Source organism: Cellulomonas flavigena DSM 20109, from assembly GCF_000092865.1.
GTDB classification, from domain to species: Bacteria; Actinomycetota; Actinomycetes; order Actinomycetales; family Cellulomonadaceae; genus Cellulomonas; species Cellulomonas flavigena.
The window spans coordinates 1,803,950-1,822,862 of the sequence record NC_014151.1 but is presented as its reverse complement, the minus strand read 5'-3'; the positions used below and the strand labels follow the sequence as shown (position 1 = coordinate 1,822,862).

Genomic DNA, 18,913 nt, shown 5'->3' with positions numbered 1-18,913 from the left:
TCGGTGCGACACCCCTGCGGCGGTCCTCAGGCGGACGCGGCCCCCACCGCCACCGGGGCGCCGCGCCCGGCGCCGGCCCGCACCTGGTCGAAGAACGCCACCTCGTGCGCGCACGACGTCGTGAACGCCGCGAGCATGCGCGCACGCGTCCCGGCCCCGACGTCCCGGGCGGCCGCGTCCGCGAACGCGCACGCGTCGGCCGTCGCGGCGGCGAACTCCGGGTCGCCGTACGTGCCGACCCAGTCGCGGTACGGGTGGGTGGAGAGGTCGCCCGCACGCGCCAGGACGCGCGCCCCGATGTCGGCGTAGAGCCAGTAGCACGGCAGCACCGCGGCGACCACCTCGGCGTACGAGCCCGTGGCCGCCACCGCGAGCAGGTGGTCGACGTACGCGGTGGTGGCGGTGCTCGCCGGGCCGGACCACCGGTGCCCGGCGCGGGCCAGACGGTCCTCGTGCAGGCGCGTCTCGACCTCGAGGCAGCGCGACGCGCCACGTGCGAAGAACGCCTGCGCCGCGGGCTCGGTCGCCAGCTGGCTGGCCCGCGCGAGGACGCGTGAGTACTGCGCGAGGTACAGCGCGTCCTGGTACAGGTACTGCTCGAACTCCTCCACCCGCAGCGTCCCGTCCGCGAGCCCGCGCACGAACGGCAGGTCGTCGCACGCGGCTCGCAGGTCGGCCACGTGGTCCCACGCCTCGGCGCTGAACGGGCGCGCGCCCAGGCCGGGCGCGTGGTGCAGGTGGTCGACCGGCCCGCGGCCCGAGCCGACGGCGAGCGCCTCGCCCGCGGCGATGGCCCCCGTCAGCCACTCCTTGGCCTCACGCACGGCCGTGACCCAGTCCGGGCGCCGCGGACGCAGCGCCGCGACCGCGGCGGACAGCGAGCACCCCGTGCCGTGCGTGCTCGTCGTCGCGACGCGCGGCGCGTCCAGCTCCGTGACGGTCGTCGCGTCGACGACGGCGTCGGGGCTCGCGTCGCCGTCGAGGTGACCGCCCTTGAGCAGCACCGTGACGCCCGCGTCACGCGCGAGCCGGCGCGCCTGGCGGACGGCGTCCGTCCACGTCGTGGCCGTCGGCTCGCCGAGCAGCACCCCGAGCTCCGGGAGATTGGGCGTCACGAGGTCGGCGTGCGCGACGAGCGCGCGCACGGCGTGCTCGGCATCGGCGTCGAGCAGCCGGTCCCCGCTCGTCGCGACCATCACCGGGTCGAGCACGACCACGGGCGGCCGCGTGCGGGTCAGCCACGACGCGACCTCGTCGGCGACAGCGCGCGTGCCCAGCATGCCGATCTTCACGGCGTCGACCGTCACGTCGTCGCTCACCGCGTCGAGCTGGGCACGCAGGAAGGTCACGTCGGGCACGTGCACCGCACGCACGCCGTGCGTGTTCTGCGCGACGAGCGCCGTGACGACCGCCATGCCGTACGCGCCGTGCGCCGCGAACGACTTGAGGTCGGCGTGCACGCCGGCACCACCGGTCGGGTCCGTGCCCGCGACCGAGAGGACCCGGACGCGGCTCGCGGCGCTCACCGGGCCACCGCCGGGACCTGCTGCCACGCCGCGACCAGCCGTGCGGCGGCGCCGCCGGGGTCGGGTGCCGCGCACACCGCGCTCACCACCGCCATCGCGTGGACGCCCGCGGCGCGCAGCGCGGGGGCGTCGGCGGCGCCGAGCCCCCCGATCGCGACGACGGGGCGCCCGTCGGCCGCGACCACGGCCGCCCGCAGCCCGTCGAACCCGATCGCCGGCCCCGCCTCCGGCTTGGTGGGCGTGAGCCGCACCGGACCACTACCGACGTGGTCGGCACCGACCGCGGCCGCCATGTGCTCGGGCCGCGCCGCCGACACCCCGACCAGCGCGTCGGGGCCGAGCAGCGCGCGGGCGTCGGCGGTCTCGAGGTCGTGACGTCCGACGTGCACGCCGTCGACCCGGGCACCGCGCGCCCGGGCGGCCAGGGCGACGTCGACGCGGTCGTCGACGACGAGAGCGGCCGGCGGCGACCCGCGCAGCGCGTCCGCGACCGCCACCGTCAGGGCGACGAGGTCGCGCACGCCCGCGCGCTTGGCGCGTACCTGCACGGTGCCGACGCCTGCGCGCACCGCCGCGACCGCGACCCCTGCAGGGTCGTGCCCGGCGCGGGTGCACACGTCGGCGTCGAGGACGAGGTAGATCCCGCAGGGCAGCGCGCTCATGCCGGCACCCCCACCTGCTGCGCCGTCCCGACACGTGCCGCGAGGTCCGCGGGCGTCAGCCGGTACAGCTCGTCGACGAGACCGACCTGGAACGACGCGGGGCCGCGTGCGCCTCGCGCGGCCCGCTCGGCCGCGAGACCCAGGGCGGTCGTCGCCGCGACGGCCGCCGTGCGGGCCGGCGCCACCGCGGTGAACGCCGCGACGAGCCCGCCGAGCGCGCACCCGGCGCCCGTGACCGCCGTGAGCAGGGGGTCGCCGACGGCCAGGCGCACCTGGCCCCGCGCGTCGCTCACGAGGTCGACCGGCCCCGAGACCGCGACGGCCCCGCCGGTGAGCCGGGCGAGCGCGTCGGCCGCGTCGGCCGCGGCCTCCACGTCGTCGCGCGCGTCCACGCCACGTCCTGCGGACACGAAGCCCGCGAGCGCACGCACCTCGCTCGCGTTGCCCCGGACCACCGCGGGTCGCTCGGCCAGCAGGTGGCCCGCGAGCCGCGTGCGCACGGCGAGCACGCCGACGGCGACGGGGTCGAGGACCCACGGCACACCGGCCCCGGAGGCAGCGGCGACGGTCGCGCCCATGCTCGCGCGCTGGTCGGGTCCGGGCGTGCCGAGGTTCACGAGCACGGCACCGGCCGCGCCCGCGAGCTCCTCGGCCTCACCCGGCACGCTCGCCATCGCCGGTGAGGCGCCGACGGCGAGCAGCGCGTTGGCGACGAGGTTGGTCGTCACCTCGTTGGTGAGGCACTGGACCAGCGGTGTACGCGTCCGCAGGTCGTCGAGGGCGGCGCCGCACGCCACCGCGAGATCGGCAGGGTGGGCAGGGAGGGCAGACGTCATGGAGGACATCCCTTCGCTCGTACGAACGAGATCAGGTTCGACGGGTGTGATCTCAGCCCTGCTCGGTACAGGGCACCCCGTGTCTCGGTCCCGACCCTAGACCCCGCGCCAGGGCGGTCCGCCACGCGGTCTCGCGTGGCGGACTCCCACCCTGCGGGTCACCCCATGGGACCAACGGCGCCACAGGCCACGAGGGTGCGGCGGTTACGCTCGCGCTGCGGGTCGCCGACGGCGGAGACGACGCGGCGCCCCCGGCACCGATGCCGCGCGCGCGAGCGCCCGAACCTGCGAGGCGACATGACCACCTCCCCCGACACGCCCCGACCCGCTGCCCTGACCGACCCGGTCGGCACCGTGGTGCCCTCGGCCGTGCCGACCCACTGGTACAACCTCGCCGCCGACCTGCCCGAGCCGTGCCCGCCCGCGCTGCACCCCGGCACGCGCGAGCCCCTCACCCCGGAGGACCTCGCACCGCTGTTCCCCATGGCGCTCATCGGCCAGGAGGTCTCCACCGAGCGCTGGGTCGAGATCCCGCAGACCGTGCGGGAGATCTACGCGCTGTGGCGGCCGTCACCGCTCGTGCGGGCGCTGCGCCTGGAGCGCGCGCTCGGCACCCCCGCGAGGATCTACTACAAGTACGAGGGCGTCTCGCCCGCCGGGTCGCACAAGCCCAACACGGCTGTGGCCCAGGCCTACTACAACGCCGTCGAGGGCATCACCAGGCTCACGACCGAGACGGGCGCCGGCCAGTGGGGTGCGTCGCTGTCGATGGCATGCTCGCTCCTGGGCCTGGACCTCGAGGTGTGGCAGGTCCGTGCGTCGTACGACGCCAAGCCGTACCGTCGCATGCAGATGGAGACGTACGGCGCGACGTGCCACCCGTCGCCCTCGGACCTCACCGCGGCGGGGCGCGCCATGCTCGCCGCCGACCCCACCACCACGGGCTCCCTGGGGATGGCGATCAGCGAGGCGGTCGAGGTCGCGGCACAGGACCCCAAGGCGCACTACGCGCTCGGGTCGGTGCTCAACCACGTGCTGCTGCACCAGAGCGTGATCGGGCAGGAGGCACTCACGCAGCTCGACGAGATCGGCGAGACCGCGGACGTCGTGTTCGGCTGCGCCGGCGGCGGGTCGAACCTGGGCGGGCTGTCGTTCCCGTTCATCGGCCGCAACCTGCGCGACGGCGCCACGACGCGCGTCGTCGCGTGCGAGCCGGCGGCGTGCCCGTCGATGACGCAGGGCGAGTACCGGTACGACTTCGGCGACGTCGCGGGTCTCACGCCGCTGCTGAAGATGCACACGCTCGGCAAGGACTTCGTCCCGCCGCCCATCCACGCGGGCGGCCTGCGCTACCACGGCATGGCGCCGATGGTGTCGCACGCCTACGCGCTGGGGCTGATGGAGGCGATCGCGGTCGAGCAGGAGGACGCGTTCGCCGCGGGCATCGAGTTCGCGCGCGCCGAGGGGATCATCCCGGCGCCCGAGTCGACACACGCGGTCGCCGGGGCGATCGCGCACGCGCGCGCCGCCACGACCGACGAGACGATCGTCATCGGGCTCTCGGGCAACGGCGTGCTCGACCTGCCCGCGTACCACGACTTCGTCTGAGACCACCCGGCCGTCCCGGGAACGGGGCCGACCACCCGCTCCGCGGTGGGTCGGTCCCGCTCCTGGGAGGCGCCGTGACGACCCGAGGACCCGCCGACCGGGCGTCAGCCCAGGCGGGCTCGGATCACGGCGAGGTCGGCGTCCGTGAGCAGGGCGGACGGCAGGACGACGAACGCGGACGAGCCGCGCAGCCGCAGCACCGCCGCCGCGCCGCGCACGCGGACGTCCCGGAACGCGGACCACGCCGTCTGCGAGGACCCGAGCGCGCCGCGCTGCTGCAGCTCCTCGCCGGTCACCGCCACGCGCACGTCCGTGCCCTGCGGGAGCGCGACGACCAGTGCGCGACGCACCGAGCGGCGGGTCACCAGGACCTGCACGACGACGAGCACGGCCACCGTCACCAGGACGAGCCCGAGGTACAGCAGGAGCAGATCCGTGTCGCCCACGGTCGCGGCGACCACGAGGAGCACGGGAACGACCACGGCGAAGAACCCTGCCCAGAGGCCGAGCGCCTGACGGCTGCGGAGCAGGAGGGCCGTGACGTCACGCGTCATGGCGCGCAGCAGCTCGTCCGTCATGGTGAGCGAGCGCGCCGTGCCGTCGGTGCTCGCGTCGTCGTCGGTCATGCGCACATCGTGGCACCTGCCGCAGCGCCGTCGGGCGCACGGACCGACGTGGGCCCGACCGGGTCACCCGGTCGGGCCCACGTCGCGACTCAGCCGCGCACCGTCACGACGCTGCTGGTGCTGCCGGCGACGTCCTGCGGGGCGTCGGGGACGAACACCGCGGTGAGACGGTGCGTGCCCGAGCCGATCCCGCGCGGCACCGTGCCCGCCGCCAGGCCGAGCACCACGTCCGCCCGCGCGAGGACGCGGTCGCCCTCGCGCAGCTCGACGTGGCCCTGCGGAAGCCGCGCGGTGTCGAGACCGACGGTCGCGACCCACACCGAGGGGACGAGCCGGGGCAGGGGCGACTGCAGCACCGTGAGCGACGTGCTGCTCGTGGCCCGCTCGACCGTCACCGTGACGGGCGCGGACTGCGAGCCCGCCACCGCGTCGTCGCCCGCCCAGCGCGCGACCACCTCGTACGTGCCGGCCGGCGTGTCCGCCGGCAGCGTGAGCACCGCGCGGCCGTCCCGCAGCGACGCCGTGCCGAGCACGTCCTCGGCCACCAGGAACTGCACGGGACCCGTGGCGTCCACCGGTGCCTCGACGAGCGCCGTCAGCCGCACACGCGTGCCACGCGTGCCGGACACCTGGCTCGACGGCGAGGCCGTCAACGTGGTCGTCGAGGACGCGGTGCGCTCGTCGACCGTGAACGGCACCGTCGTGGTCGTACCGCTGGGCGAGGCCACCACGGTGAGCAGGTGCCGACCCGCCTCGAGCCCGTCGGGCACCGCCACGGTCACCCGGCCGGACGCCTCCGGCCCGGACGCACCCTGCGTGAGCGGGAAGGTGCCGAGCACGTCGTCACCCAGCCGCACCTCGACCTCGGTGTTCTGCGGTGCCCCGAGGCTCGTCAGGTTGAGCCCACCCACCTCGAAGGACAGCTCGCCACCCGGGATGACCGGCTCCAGCTCCGGCACGGCGACCGCGCGCTCGCCGAAGTCCGGTGCGACACCCGGGTGCGCCTGCAGGTACGCGACCCACGCGTCCCGGTCGATCAACCCGGAGTCGGCCGTGCGGGCACCCTCGGCGAGGACGCGGAAGTTGTCCCCGCCCTGCGCCAGGAACGAGAACGTCCCGATGCGGTACTCCGCGTCCGGGTCGATCGGCGCGCCGTCGACGGTGACCGACGTGACGCGGTCGCCCAGCTCGCGCGTCGCGTCGTACGTGTAGGACACGTTGTCGCTCAGCCCGAGCTGGAGGTACGGCCGGCTCGGGATCGTGCCGTCCGCGTTGGTCTGCCACTGCTGCTCGAGCATCGTCACCACCTGGGCGCCCGTGAGGGTGGTGGTCCAGAGGTTGTTGACGAACGGCAGCACCGCGTTGGCCTCGGCGTACGTGATCGTGCCGTCGGGCGCGTACAGCAGCTCCGCGCGCATCCCGCCGGGGTTGACGACGCCGATCTGCGCGCCGCCGCGCTCGGGCGCCGCGAGGGTCTCGAGCAGCGCGTCGGCCACGAGCGAGCCGAGCGTGGACTCCCGGCTGCGGTCGTCCCGGCCGGTCGTCGTACCCGGCGCGGACCCGACGTAGACGCCGTCGACGAACGAGCCGCCGCCGAACGCCGTCGTCACGTCCGCCGTGACCGAGCCGACGGGCTGCGACCCGACCTCGGTGGCGTACGCGAGCGCCTGCGCCACCACGTCGGCGACCGCCGCGACGCGCGGGTACGCCGCGACGAGGTCGGCGTCGGGGGTGGTCGTCCGCGCGACGTTCTCCGCGGTGGCCGCCGTGACCTCGTCGGTCGCCGGGTCGTAGGTCAGCACGACCTTGCCGAGGAGCTCGCCGTAGGAGCCGGTCTGCACGACCGGCCGCGTCGCGTCGTCGGCTGCCGGCCCGAACCACGCGTACTGCTTGTGCGTGTGGCCCGTGAAGATCGCGTCCACCGCCGGGTCGGTGCCCGTGACGATGTCGGCGAACGCGCCGCCCGCGGCGACCTCCTCCTCGAGCGTCGCACCGTCCGGCGTTCCCGCACCGGCGCCCTCGTGGTACTGGGCGACGAGCACGTCGGCCTCGCCGTTGGACGCGTCCCCGTCCGTCAGCTGCGCCGCGACGCGGTTGACCGCCTCGACGGGGTCGCCGAACTCCAGCCCGGCGATCCCGTCCGGCCGCACGAGCGTCGGCGTCTCCTGCGTGACCGCGCCGATGACGCCGACGGTCACGCCGTCCATGTCGAGCAGCGCGTACTCGTCGAGCGCGGACGTCGCCGTGCCCTCGAGGTACACGTTGGCGCCCAGGTACGGGAACCGGGCGTTGGCGCCGTCCGCGATCACGCGGTCCACGAGGTCCTGGTAGCCCGCGTCGAACTCGTGGTTCCCGACAGCGGAGGCCGCCAGGTCGAGAGCGTCGAGCACGTCGATCGTCGGCTGGTCCTGCTGCACCGACGACGCGAACAGCGACGCGCCGATGTTGTCCCCGGCGGAGAGGAACGCGACCGGGCCCTCGGCCGCCGCGCGCTGCTCCTCGACGGTCCCGGCGAACTTCACGGTGTTGCCGTCGATGCGACCGTGGAAGTCGTTGATGTTGAGGAACGTCAGGTCGACGGGTCCGTCGTCCGACTCGCCGGCGGACAGCCCGACGAGCACCGGGTCGTGGTCGGACGAGCGGTACGGGTCGTCGGCGTGGAACAGGCTGCCGTGGTAGTTGTACCTGCTGTACTCGAGGGCGACGGACTCCTCGGCGTTGATCTCCCACACGTCGGCGCCGGTCGCTCGCGCACGCGCGGCCTCGTTGAGCAGCACGTGGTCGAGCGAGCCCGACAGGCCAGAGAACGAGTACGACCACTGCCCGGGCGCCAGCGTCTCGACCGCGTCGACGTAGCCCGCGTCGTACAGCACCTGCAGCGGGTCCTCGCGCGTGTAGGCGTTGAAGTCGCCCACCAGCGCCACGGCCTCGACGTCGCCCTGGACGGTCGGCACCCAGTCCCGCAGCGCGGTCGCCTGACGCACCCGGGACTCGTTCGACGCGCCCTGCCCGTCGCCCGTGTCGGCGTCGCCGGTCCACGGGCCCGCCGAGCCCTTGGACTTGAGGTGGTTGACGACGACGAGCACGGGCTCACCGCCACCCACGGGCGTGAAGGCCTGGGCGATCGGCTCCCGGGCGTTCGCGAACGCCTGCCCGGACGCGCTGGCGGTCCCGAGGGCCCGCGACTCCCCCGTGCGCTCGACCGACGCCGTGCGGTAGATCAGCGCGTTCGTGATGGTGTCCTGCAGGGCCACGTCCGGCAGCTCGTCCGACGACGGGACGAACGCCCACGTGCCGGCCCCGGCGGCCGCGTTCAACGCGTCGACGAGGGTTCCGAGGGCCTCGTCGGCGACACCGTCGACGACCGCGGAGTTCTCGATCTCCAGCAGCCCGACGACGTCCGCGTCCAGTGCGTCGATCGCGGCGACGATCTTGTCCTGCTGGCGCTGCAGGTCGTCCGGGTCCCACGCACCGCGCTGCGCGCAGCCCGTGCTGACCGTCACCGGGTCACCGGCGCGGTCGCGGTAGGCCTCGCACGCAGCGGTGTCCGCGCCGAGCGTCGTGAAGTAGTTGAGCACGTTGAACGACGCGACGGTCACGTCGCCGCCGACCGCGGCCGGCGTCGGCGTGCGGTCGTTCTCGAACGTCACGGGTGCGGGTCCGCCGGCCACGTACGGGCGGGTCGGGTTGAGCTTCCACGAGTTGTTCCGGTAGTCGACGACGACCGGCTCGGTGAACGTCGCGGCCGCGCCGACGCGCACCGGGTTCTCGAGCGAGAGGTACGGCGGCGTCAGCGACTGGTTGGCCGACGACAGGAAGTTGGTCGTGGCGCCGTCGTCGAGGACCACCCCGCGGGCCGCGTTGTCGGCGACGGCCCCCGCGGCTTCCGGCGAGCCGGGTCGCCCGACCTCGGTGGGCTGCAGCAGCGGAGTCGTGCCGGCCGCGAGGCCGACCTCGCCGTACTGGTTGGTCGAGTAGGTGTTCGTGACCGTGAAGTGCCCCTCCGGCGCGAGCAGCATCGACTCGATCGCCTCGCGCCCCTCCGCCGTGGCGGGCCACGACCCGGTCAGCGGCGCGACGTCGGCCGCGTCGGGCAGCGCACGCAGGCCGCCCGCAGCGACCGTGATCTCCGTGAGGCCGTTGAACTCGCTCACCACGCCCGTGACCTCGACGTGGTCGCCGACCGTGACGGACCCGACGGTGGCGGACGAGTACACGAAGACCGCGTCGGACGCGTTCCGCGCCGGGTCGAGCGCCCCTCCCGTGCCCGGCGTCTGGATGACGTACCCCTGGAAGCCACCGGTCGGGTACGCCGCCGTGACGACACCCGACGTCGTGACGGTCGCGCCCACCAGGGGCGACGCCGTGCCCGTGCCCTGGATCTCCGCGACGGTGTACGTCCCGTCGTCCGGGGCGGAACCTCCCCCCAGGCCCTGGGGCGTCGGCGTGCCCGCCGTGAAGTCGGCCGCGTTGTCTGCGGTGTGGGTGTGGGCGGCGTCGCGCGACGCCGACGTGGCGTTCGTCAGACCAGGAGCGGGACCGGTGCCAGCGTAGTCGTTCGCGGCCCCGTACCCGACGAGGTCGACGACCTCGGGTGCCGCAGAGCACGTGCCGGCGCACGTCAGGGCACCGGTCGCCGCGACCAGCGCGACCTTGCCGGACGTCGAGCTCATGGGGATCGTGCCGACCACGTCGCCCTCGACGGTGACGGTCCCGCCGGAACCCGCCGCCTGGGCGACGAGCAGCTGGCCGCCCGCGGGGACCACACCCGTCAGCGGCGTCACCTGGTAGACGGCACCGGCTGCCGACGCGTACTGGACCGACCAGCCGGCCGTGTCCACGGGCTCGGCCGTCGGGTTGTACAGCTCGACGAAGTCACGGTCGTACGTCGCGCCGGAGTTGCCCCCGCCTCCGTACACCTCGTTGATCACGAGCGGCGCAGTGGTGGCCGGCGCCGCGTGCGCCGCGCCGGCGGTGGCGACGCCACCGGTGAGCACGAGTGCGAGCGCCGCGAGCGCTCCGATGGCAGGGCGTGGTCGAGCGTGCAAGGGGGTCCCCTCCGTCGGGCGCGACGGAGGGGCGTGGGACGCGCCCCGTCGCGCGGGCAAGACGCCGTCACCTGGACGACTGTCCTCACCTTGCGCGGTTCACCCGATCTGCCGCAACTACCCGACAGTAACTTTCTGGTGAACTCGTCCGACCACGCGGCATTCGTCCCGGTTCCGGCACCACTGCGGGCCGCCCGCATGGGGCCGCGGGGACGAGCGCCCCGCGGCCCGCGTGCCGCGGGTGCCTCACGCGCGCAGCGTGGCCCCGACCCGTGCGTGCGCCTCGGCCACGACCGCATCCCGCACGGCCGCGGTCTCGGCGGCCGTCAGCGTGCGGTCCTGCGCGCGCAGCCGCAACGCGAACGCGACGGACTTGCGCCCGGGACCGACCTGGTCGCCCGCGTACACGTCGAACACGTGCAGGTCCTCCAGGACGTCACCCGCCGCGCTGCCCGCCGCACCCGCGCGGACGGCCGCGAGGACGTCCGCGACCGGCACGTCGTCGGCCACCACGAGAGCGACGTCCTCCTTGGCGACGGGGAACGTCGACACCGGGGTGGCCGGCACCGGCTCGGACGGCGTCGCGGCGAGCAGCGCCGTCAGGTCCAGCTCGAACGCGACCGCGCGGGCCGGCAGGTCCAGCGCCGCGACGACCTTCGGGTGCAGCTCGCCGGCGTGGCCGACGACGGCGCCCGACGGGACCGTCAGCCGCGCGCACCGGCCCGGGTGGAACGGCGCCCGCTCGCGGTCCGCCGTGGCGGAGAGCTCCACGCCGACGACCTGCGCGACGCGCTGCACGTGCGCCAGCACGTCCTCGAGGTCAGCCCGGCGACCCACGCTCCCGCGGCGCGCCGGCTCGGCGAGACCTGCCAGGACGCCCGCGACGTGCAGGGGCTGCGCGGGCACGGCCTTCTCCAGCGCCGCGAGCTGCCCGTCGCTCGGGCGCACCCCCCCGGGCAGGCGGGGTGCGGGCGGCGCACCGACGTCGGGCAGCGTGACGAGCCCCAGCTCGTACAGACCGAGGTCGACGTTGCCGCGCGCGACGTTCCGGCGCGCCGTGTCCAGCAGGGTGACGAGCAGGTCGGTCCGCATGAGCGGTTGGCCGTCAGCCAGCGGGTTGACCAGCCGGACGGCCCGGCGCCGCTCGTCCCCGGCCGGCAACCCGAGCACCTCGAGCTGGTCGGCGCCGACGAACGGGTAGCTCAGCACCTCGACGAGCCCCCCGGCGGCGAGCGTGTCCGCGACCGCGCGGCGCAGCCGCTGCCCGCGCGTCAGCCCCGTCCCCGAGGGCGCGGGCGGCACGAGCGACGGGATCGCGTCGTAGCCGCGCAGCCGCGCGACCTCCTCGACCAGGTCGACCCCGACGACGAGGTCCGGACGCCACGACGGCACGCGCACCTGCCACGGCGTCGTGGCGCAGTCGACCTCGCAGCCGATGTCCGTCAGCGTCGTGCGCACCTCGTCGTCCGTGTACGGCACCCCGACCAGGCGCGCGGCCTGCGACGGGTCCAACGCGACGACCGGCGCCGGCCGCGTACGGTCGACGTCCGTCAGCGCGTCGTCGGCGGTGCCGCCGCCGTGCTCGACGAGCAGCGCCGCGGCACGCGCGACGGCCACCCGGGCGAGCCGGGGGTCGACCCCGCGCTCGAACCGCTTGGACGCCTCCGACGTCAGCCGGTGACGCCGCGACGACCGCGCGATGCTCACGGGGTCGAAGTGCGCGGCCTCCAGCAGCAGGTCGGTCGTCGCGTCGGACACCTCGGAGTCCGCGCCGCCCATGACGCCCGCGATGCCCAGCACGCGTGCCGCGCGCCCGCCGGTGGAGTCGGTGATGAGCAGGTCCTGCGGGTCGAGCGCCCGCTCGACGTCGTCCAGCGTCGTGGCCTTCTCGCCGGGACGCGCGCGCCGCACGACGACGGGCGCCGTCACGGTGCCCAGGTCGTAGGCGTGCATCGGCTGGCCGAGGTCGAGCATGACGTAGTTCGTCACGTCGACCGCGAGGCTGATGGGCCGCATGCCGGCCTGCGTCAGGCGGCGCTGCATCCACGCCGGCGACGGGCCCGAGGCCCGCACGCCGCGGACGACCTGCGCGACGAAGCGGTCGCAGCCCGGCACGCCGTGGATGCCGGCGTCCTCCTCGATCTCGACCGCGAAGCCCGCGGGGCGCTCGCGCAGGGTCTCGGGCGTCTCGACGCCCGGGTCGGTGAACGCGGCTCCCGTGGAGTGCGCGTACTCGCGAGCGACGCCGCGCATCGAGAAGCAGTACCCGCGGTCGGGCGTCACGTTGATCTCGAGGACCTCGTCGCCGAGGCCGAGCAGCGCGAGGGCGTCCGTGCCGGGTGCCGTCGCGTCCTCCCCGTGGCCGAGGCGCGACAGCACGATGATGCCGGCGTGGTCGTCCCCGAGGCCCAGCTCGCGCTGCGAGCAGATCATGCCGTCGGACACGTGCCCGTACGTCCGGCGCGCCGAGATCGCGAACGGCCCCGGCAGCACGGCACCGGGGAGCGCGACGACGACGCGGTCGCCCACACCGAAGTTGTGCGCGCCGCACACGATGCCGCGCGGCACGGTCGGGTTCCCGGCCTCGTCGAGCGCGTTGTGCGCGCCCACGTCGACCTGGCACCAGTTGATCGTCTTGCCGTTCTTCTGCGGCTCGGGCATCAGCTCGAGCACCTGGCCGACGACGAGCGGGCCGCTCACGCCCGAGGAGTGGATCGCCTCTTCCTCCAGGCCGACGCGCACGAGGTCGGCGGCGAGCTGCTCGGCCGTGAGGCCGGCGGGCAGCTCGACGTGCTCGCCGAGCCAGGTCAGCGGGATACGGGGCATGTCAGATCACCGTCCGGAACTGCTCGGAGAAGCGCACGTCGCCCTCGACCATGTCGCGCATGTCGGCGATGCCGTGCCGGAGCATGAGCGTGCGCTCGATGCCCATGCCGAACGCGTACCCGGAGTACACGTCGGGGTCGATGCCGCAGGCGCGCAGCACGTGCGGGTTGACCATGCCGCAGCCACCCCACTCGATCCACCCGGGTCCGCCCTTCTTCTGCGGGAACCACAGGTCCATCTCGGCCGACGGTTCGGTGAAGGGGAAGAACGACGGGCGCAGGCGCGTGCGGGCCTCGGGGCCGAACATCGCCCGTGCGAAGTGGTCGAGCGTCCCCTTGAGGTGCGCCATCGTCAGGCCCTCGTCGACCGCGAGGCCCTCGACCTGGTGGAACACGGGCGTGTGCGTCGCGTCGAGCGCATCGGTGCGGAACACCTTGCCGGGACACGCGATGTACACCGGCACGCCGCGCTCCAGCAGCGTGCGCGCCTGCACGGGTGAGGTGTGGGTGCGCAGCACGAGGCCGGACCCGTCGGCCGGCACGTCGGGGTCGGTCGGCGCGACGAAGAAGGTGTCCTGCATCTGCCGCGCCGGGTGGTCGACGCCGAAGTTCAGCGCGTCGAAGTTGAACCACTCCGTCTCGAGCTCCGGCCCCTCGGCGATCTCCCAGCCCATCGCGACGAACACGTCCGCGATGCGCTCCGAGAGGGTCGACAGCGGATGGCGGGCGCCGAGGCGGTGGCGGTCGGCGGGCAGCGTCACGTCGAGGGACTCCTCGACGAGGACGCGCGCGTCACGCTCCGCCTCGAGCTCGACCTGCCGGTCGGCGATCGCGGCGTTCACGCGGCCACGCGCCTGGCCGAGGAGGCGCCCGGCAGCGGCCTTGTCGGGGCCCGGCAGGCCGCCGATCGCGCGGTTCGCCAGCGCCAGCGGGCTGGCGTCGCCGGTGTGCGCGAGGCGCGCGGCCTTCAGGCCGTCGAGGTCGCTCGCGCCCGCGATCGCCGCGATCGCGGCGTCGACGGCCGCGGCGACGCCGTCGGCGTCGAGCGGGGACAGCGGTGTGTCGCTGGTCATCAGGACCTTCCAGGGGCGGTTCGGCGACGGCCCGCGCGCACGTCACGACGAGGACGCGTGGGTGCGGGGGCCGACTGGGCAGTCTAGTGGCGCCCGTCCCGAGGCCGTCGGAGCGTCCCGCAGGACGTCACCGTGGGGGCACGCGGCTCAGCGTGCGCGTGCGCGGTCCGCGCGGCCCGGGACGGGCCACGGAAATCGGTGACCACCCGCCGCGCGGGGGACGAGGACCTGGTGCACGTCCCCAGCGTGCCACACGGCCTCGACCGTGGACGAGCCGATACCACCGTCAGTCCGCGCCCGTGCCCAGCGGGAGGTCCGCCAGCCGCGTGTAGAGCGGCCCCCCACCACGGCCCTCGCCCGGCCGGGAGGCGACGAGCGACAGCGCCTCGACGCGCCACGTGGGTCCCTCGTACACCGCGAGGGCCTGCTCGAACACCTCCGCCGGCCCGAGCTCGCGCACGTCGGCGGCGGATCCCCGGCCCGGCCCCCGACCCCCGGGACGCCCCGCCACCCCCGCACGCGCGGCGCGGCGCGGCGGGCGCGACCCGGGACGCACGCGGCCGACCGTGAGGTGGGGCCGGTGCCGCACCCGGCTGTCGGGCGCCGCACCGTGCTCCTCCCCCACCGCGCGCGCGGCGCCCGCGAGCGCGGTCATGGCCTCGACGTCGCGACCCGTCCCGACCCACAGGGTGCGGTGGGAGAACACGCCCGCACCGCGCAGCTGCAGGTCGAACGGCGCGCGACGCGCCGCCGCGCGCTCGAGGTCCGCCGCGAGGTCGTCGGTGCCCGCGTCGGGCAGGTGGCCGTAGAAGGCGGCGGTGAGATGCCACGCCTCGCGCGCCGACCACCGCACGCCGTCGTCCGGGGAGGCGACGCCCCGGCGCACCACGGCGAGCGCGAGGTCGAGGTGGTCGAGGACGTCCTCGTCGGGCCACACCGCGGCGAACAGTCGCATGCCCCCAGCCTGCCAGGTGCGACGCGCTCAGCGGTGCGCGCGACCGGAGGCGTAGAGGCACACCGTCGCGGCCGTCGCGAGGTTGAGCGACTCGGCCCGACCGCGCAGCGGCACCCGCACGGTGGCGTCCGCCAGCGCGAGGTCCTCGTCGCGAAGGCCCCACGCCTCGTTGCCGAACACCCAGGCCGTCGGCCTCGAGAGGTCCGGGACGCCTGCGGGTGCGGCCCCGACGACGTCGAGCAGGTCGTCGAGGTCGTGCTCGCCCGACCCGGCGGCCGCCAGCACCGTCAGACCGGCGGAGCGCAGCGCGCCGACCGCGTCCGGGAGCTCGGGTCCGGGCACGACCGGCAGGTGGAAGAGGGAGCCCGCGGTGGAGCGCACGGTCTTGGGGTTGTGCACGTCGACGCTGCTCGCGGTCAGCACCACGGCGTCGGCGCCCGCCGCGTCGGCCGCCCGCAGCACGGTCCCGGCGTTCCCCGGGTCGCGCACGTGCGCGAGCACCGCCACGAGGCGCGGCCTCCTCGTGAGCACGTCGTCGAGGCCGGCACCCACCTGGTCGACCACCGCGACGACGCCCTGGGCGTCCGCGCTCATCGCGTCGAGGACGTCGGGCGTCCCGTTCCGCACCCGCGCGCCGACGTCCCGCGCCGCGGCGACGATCTCGGGGTACCGCGCCGCGGCGTCGACCGTCACGTACACGTCGTGCACGCGCGGCGACCCGGGTGCGACCGCCTCGCGCACCGCCTGCGGCCCCTCCACCAGGAAGGTCCCGGTCCGGCGCCGCACGCTGCGGCTCGCCAACGCACGTACGGCCTTCACGCGGTCCGCACGGGGGTTCGTCATCAGCTCGTCGGGCACGACCCCATCATCCCTTCCCCGTGCCCACCCCTCCCCCACCCCGCCGACCGGAACCTCGCTCCCCGACCGGAGCGCTCGACGGTGAGCCAGGTTCCGCTCGGCGCATGGGTCCCCGCCGACCGGGACGACGCCGCCCGACCGGGCGTCGGGGCGGTGAGCCAGGTCCCGGTGGCGGGAGGGGTGCGGACGACGACGCCCCCGCCGTCACGGGGACGGCGGGGGCGTGGTCGGGCGCGGGTCGGCCCGCGGGGGCCGGGTCGCGCGGAGGTCAGGCAGCCGCGCGGGGCGCGTTGACGTCCTCGGGGAGGGCGGCCTTGGCGACCTGGACGAGCGCGGCGAACGCCGCGGCGTCGTTGACGGCCAGGTCGGCGAGGACGCGACGGTCGACCTCGACACCCGCGGCCTTGAGGCCCTGGATGAGGCGGTTGTACGTCATGCCGTTCTCGCGGGCCGCCGCGTTGATCCGCTGGATCCACAGCTTGCGGAAGTCGCCCTTGCGCGCCTTGCGGTCGCGGTAGGCGTACACCAGCGAGTGGGTGACCTGCTCCTTGGCCTTGCGGTACAGGCGCGAGCGCTGCCCGCGGTAGCCGCTCGCGCGCTCGAGGGTCGAGCGGCGCTTCTTCTGGGCGTTGACCGCCCGCTTCACGCGTGCCACGTGATGCTCCTTGCGTAGTCCGGGGCTCGTCGGTCCCGCCGGCGCCGTGGGCGCCGACGCGGGTCAGCGACCGAGCAGCTTCTTGATCCTGGGCGTGTCTGCGGGCGAGACGACGACGTCACCGGCGATGCGGCGGGTGCGGCGGCTCGACTTGTGCTCGAGCAGGTGGCGTCCGTTCGCCTGCTCGCGCATGACCTTGCCGGTGCCGGTGACCCGGAACCGCTTCTTGGCACCGGAGTGCGTCTTGTTCTTCGGCATGGCTGCCGTGTCTCCTTGTCGTTCGCATCGCACGGTCGTGCGACTCGGGGGTCGTCCGGACGCGGGTGGCGCGCCCGTGCGGATGTCAGCCGGACTGCTCGCCGTCCGTGGCGCGCGGGCCCGGCCGAGGCGCGGGCTTCGCGGACCCACCCGCCGGAGGACCCGGACGGGCGGCGGGGCGGGGCGTCGGACGCGGTGCCGGCGGGCGCGGGGTGGCAGCTGCTGCCGGCGACGGTGCGGCGCTCGGCGCGGGGCTGCTCGACGACGCCGCGGGGCGGGCCGCCGGGGCAGGCCGTGCACCAGGCGCCGCCGCGCGCGGGGCCGACGACGGCCGCGGGGCCGAGGCAGGCCGCGGTGCGGAGGTCGTCGAGCGCGAGGGCGTGGAGGTCGAGCGCGGCGCCGGCGGACCGGAGCGGCGCGGGGCCACGGCCGCCGGGGCGGGCGCGGACTGCGACGCGGGGGCCTCGGCGGGGGCCGCGGGCTCCGGGCGCGGCTCGCGTGCCACGGGGGGCCACGGCACGGGCTCGGGCGCCGTGTCGGGCTGCGCGTCAGCGTGGTCCTCGGCCTGCGCCGCGGCGCGACGCTGCTCGTTGCGCTGCTCGGCCTTCTTCTTGGTCGGACCCAGCACCATGATCATGTTGCGGCCGTCCTGCTTCGGCATGCTCTCGATGAAGCCGAGCTCGGCGACGTCCGCCGCCAGCCGCTGCAGGAGGCGCACGCCCATCTCCGGGCGCGACTGCTCGCGACCGCGGAACATGATCATGACCTTGACCTTGTCGCCGGCCTTGAGGAACCGCTCGACATGGCCCTTCTTGGTGCCGTAGTCGTGCGGGTCGATCTTCAGCCGGAAGCGGATCTCCTTGAGGATCGTGTTGGCCTGGTTGCGCCGGGCCTCACGCGCCTTCATGTCGGCCTCGTACTTGAACTTGCCGAAGTCCATGATCTTGCACACGGGCGGACGTGCGGTCGGGGCGACCTCGACCAGGTCGAGGTCCGCGTCCTGGGCCAGACGCAGAGCGTCCTCCAGGCGCACGATCCCGACCTGCTCACCGTTGGGTCCGACGAGTCGGACCTCGGCGACGCGGATCCGATCGTTGATGCGGGGCTCGCTGATGTGGTGCTCCTCGGGTTCGTCGTGGTGGACCCCAGGAACGAGGAAGGCCCCCGTCCTGGGCACAGGAGGGAGCCTCGACACCGCACGCCGCCGGGCGCTCGCGGCGTCCGGCGACAGGTCACCGGGGGCACCCGACGACCTGCGGACCAGGACCCGGTCCCTGTCGTCGGACGTGCCGAGCAGTCGGGGCCAGGTGGGAGAGGCTCTCCACTTGTGCATCCGTGCCACCGCGTGCCCCCGACTCCGGCACGGACGACCCGGGATCACTCCCGGAGGGCCGTGCGACAGGACGAGGGCGCGCGACGACGCGGATCAGTCACGACGAGGCTACCAGACAACGGCTCCGGTGTCCGGCCGGCGCCCGCAGGAGCGCCTCACCGTCGGGTGCCTGAACTTGAATAGTTCCAGAAAAGGTGCTCGGATGCTCCCGTGACCGACACCGAGCTGCTGCGTGAGCACGGGCTGCGGGTGACCGCACCCCGGCTCGCCGTGCTCGGCGTGCTCGAGGACGCCGCGCACCTCGACGCCGACCAGGTGCTGCAGCAGGTCCGCACGACCCTGCCGGCCGTCTCGGTGCAGGCCGTCTACGACGTCCTGCACGCACTGGCGGACGCGGGGCTGCTGCGCCGCATCGAGCCGGCCGGCCACCCCGCACGGTACGAGCGACGCACCGGGGACAACCACCACCACGTGGTGTGCCGCGGGTGCGGCGCCGTCGACGACGTCGACTGCGTCGTCGGGCACGCGCCCTGCCTCACACCGAGCTCGAGCGCAGGCTTCGCGGTCGAGACCGCCGAGGTCACCTTCTGGGGCCTGTGCCCTGCCTGCCGGCCCGAGCGCTGAGCCCGCCGACGCGCGCACGCCGCGCG

The 18,913-nt window shown here is 75.1% G+C and carries 14 protein-coding genes and 1 riboswitch; of the genes, 2 read left to right on the top strand and 12 right to left on the bottom strand.

From position 1 onward, the window contains the following. Positions 1–26 precede the first annotated feature (26 nt). The 3 genes from thiD to thiM all read right to left on the bottom strand — a co-directional run bounded on the left by thiD (position 27) and on the right by thiM (position 3,024). Positions 27–1,526, bottom strand: coding sequence for a bifunctional hydroxymethylpyrimidine kinase/phosphomethylpyrimidine kinase (gene thiD, locus CFLA_RS08255; protein ID WP_013116868.1), 1,500 nt, complete (start codon positions 1,524–1,526; stop codon positions 27–29). After that, positions 1,523–2,188, bottom strand: coding sequence for a thiamine phosphate synthase (locus tag CFLA_RS08250; protein ID WP_013116867.1), 666 nt, complete (start codon positions 2,186–2,188; stop codon positions 1,523–1,525). Before CFLA_RS08250 ends, thiD begins: the two co-directional genes overlap by 4 nt. Further along, positions 2,185–3,024: a hydroxyethylthiazole kinase gene (gene thiM / locus CFLA_RS08245; protein ID WP_013116866.1), complete on the bottom strand. Its 840-nt coding sequence runs from the start codon at positions 3,022–3,024 to the stop codon at positions 2,185–2,187. Before thiM ends, CFLA_RS08250 begins: the two co-directional genes overlap by 4 nt. After that, a riboswitch (TPP riboswitch) is annotated at positions 3,016–3,114 on the bottom strand. (Overlaps the previous gene by 9 nt.) A 207-nt stretch (positions 3,115–3,321) precedes the next feature. Between thiM and CFLA_RS08240 the strand changes: the two genes are divergently transcribed. Continuing rightward, positions 3,322–4,632 (top strand): TrpB-like pyridoxal phosphate-dependent enzyme, encoded by a 1,311-nt coding sequence (locus CFLA_RS08240; RefSeq protein WP_013116865.1) that lies wholly within the window; start codon positions 3,322–3,324, stop codon positions 4,630–4,632. A gap of 104 nt (positions 4,633–4,736) precedes the next feature. Here CFLA_RS08240 and CFLA_RS08235 read toward each other — a convergent pair whose 3' ends face one another. From CFLA_RS08235 to infC, 9 genes are all read right to left on the bottom strand, one after another. Continuing rightward, positions 4,737–5,258: a hypothetical protein gene (locus CFLA_RS08235; RefSeq protein ID WP_013116864.1), complete on the bottom strand. Its 522-nt coding sequence runs from the start codon at positions 5,256–5,258 to the stop codon at positions 4,737–4,739. An 89-nt stretch (positions 5,259–5,347) separates the two neighbouring features. Then, complete coding sequence (locus CFLA_RS08230) at positions 5,348–10,306, bottom strand: ExeM/NucH family extracellular endonuclease (RefSeq protein WP_013116863.1); 4,959 nt, start codon at positions 10,304–10,306, stop codon at positions 5,348–5,350. Between the two features lie 246 nt (positions 10,307–10,552). Then, positions 10,553–13,132, bottom strand: coding sequence for a phenylalanine--tRNA ligase subunit beta (gene pheT, locus CFLA_RS08225; RefSeq protein WP_013116862.1), 2,580 nt, complete (start codon positions 13,130–13,132; stop codon positions 10,553–10,555). A gap of 1 nt (position 13,133) precedes the next feature. Continuing rightward, positions 13,134–14,204: a phenylalanine--tRNA ligase subunit alpha gene (pheS, locus tag CFLA_RS08220; RefSeq protein WP_013116861.1), complete on the bottom strand. Its 1,071-nt coding sequence runs from the start codon at positions 14,202–14,204 to the stop codon at positions 13,134–13,136. 286 nt (positions 14,205–14,490) lie between these two features. Continuing rightward, a complete protein-coding gene (thpR, locus tag CFLA_RS08215) occupies positions 14,491–15,159 on the bottom strand; it encodes an RNA 2',3'-cyclic phosphodiesterase (RefSeq protein WP_013116860.1) in 669 nt (222 codons plus the stop codon). 27 nt (positions 15,160–15,186) lie between these two features. Then, positions 15,187–16,002 carry a TrmH family RNA methyltransferase gene (locus CFLA_RS08210; protein ID WP_013116859.1) on the bottom strand — a complete coding sequence of 272 codons (816 nt, stop codon included), beginning with the start codon at positions 16,000–16,002 and terminating at the stop codon, positions 15,187–15,189. A gap of 283 nt (positions 16,003–16,285) precedes the next feature. Next, positions 16,286–16,672 (bottom strand): 50S ribosomal protein L20, encoded by a 387-nt coding sequence (rplT, locus tag CFLA_RS08205; protein WP_013116858.1) that lies wholly within the window; start codon positions 16,670–16,672, stop codon positions 16,286–16,288. 63 nt (positions 16,673–16,735) lie between these two features. Further along, positions 16,736–16,930, bottom strand: a complete 195-nt coding sequence (gene rpmI / locus CFLA_RS08200) for a 50S ribosomal protein L35 (protein WP_013116857.1) — start codon at positions 16,928–16,930, stop codon at positions 16,736–16,738. 85 nt (positions 16,931–17,015) lie between these two features. Next, entirely contained in the window at positions 17,016–18,107 is a 1,092-nt protein-coding gene (infC, locus tag CFLA_RS21265; RefSeq protein ID WP_425358350.1) for a translation initiation factor IF-3, read from the bottom strand. Positions 18,108–18,473: 366 nt separating this feature from the next. On the opposite strand from infC, the gene CFLA_RS08190 reads away from it, so the two are divergent. Further along, positions 18,474–18,887, top strand: coding sequence for a Fur family transcriptional regulator (locus tag CFLA_RS08190; RefSeq protein WP_013116855.1), 414 nt, complete (start codon positions 18,474–18,476; stop codon positions 18,885–18,887). The last annotated feature ends 26 nt before the right edge of the window (positions 18,888–18,913 follow it).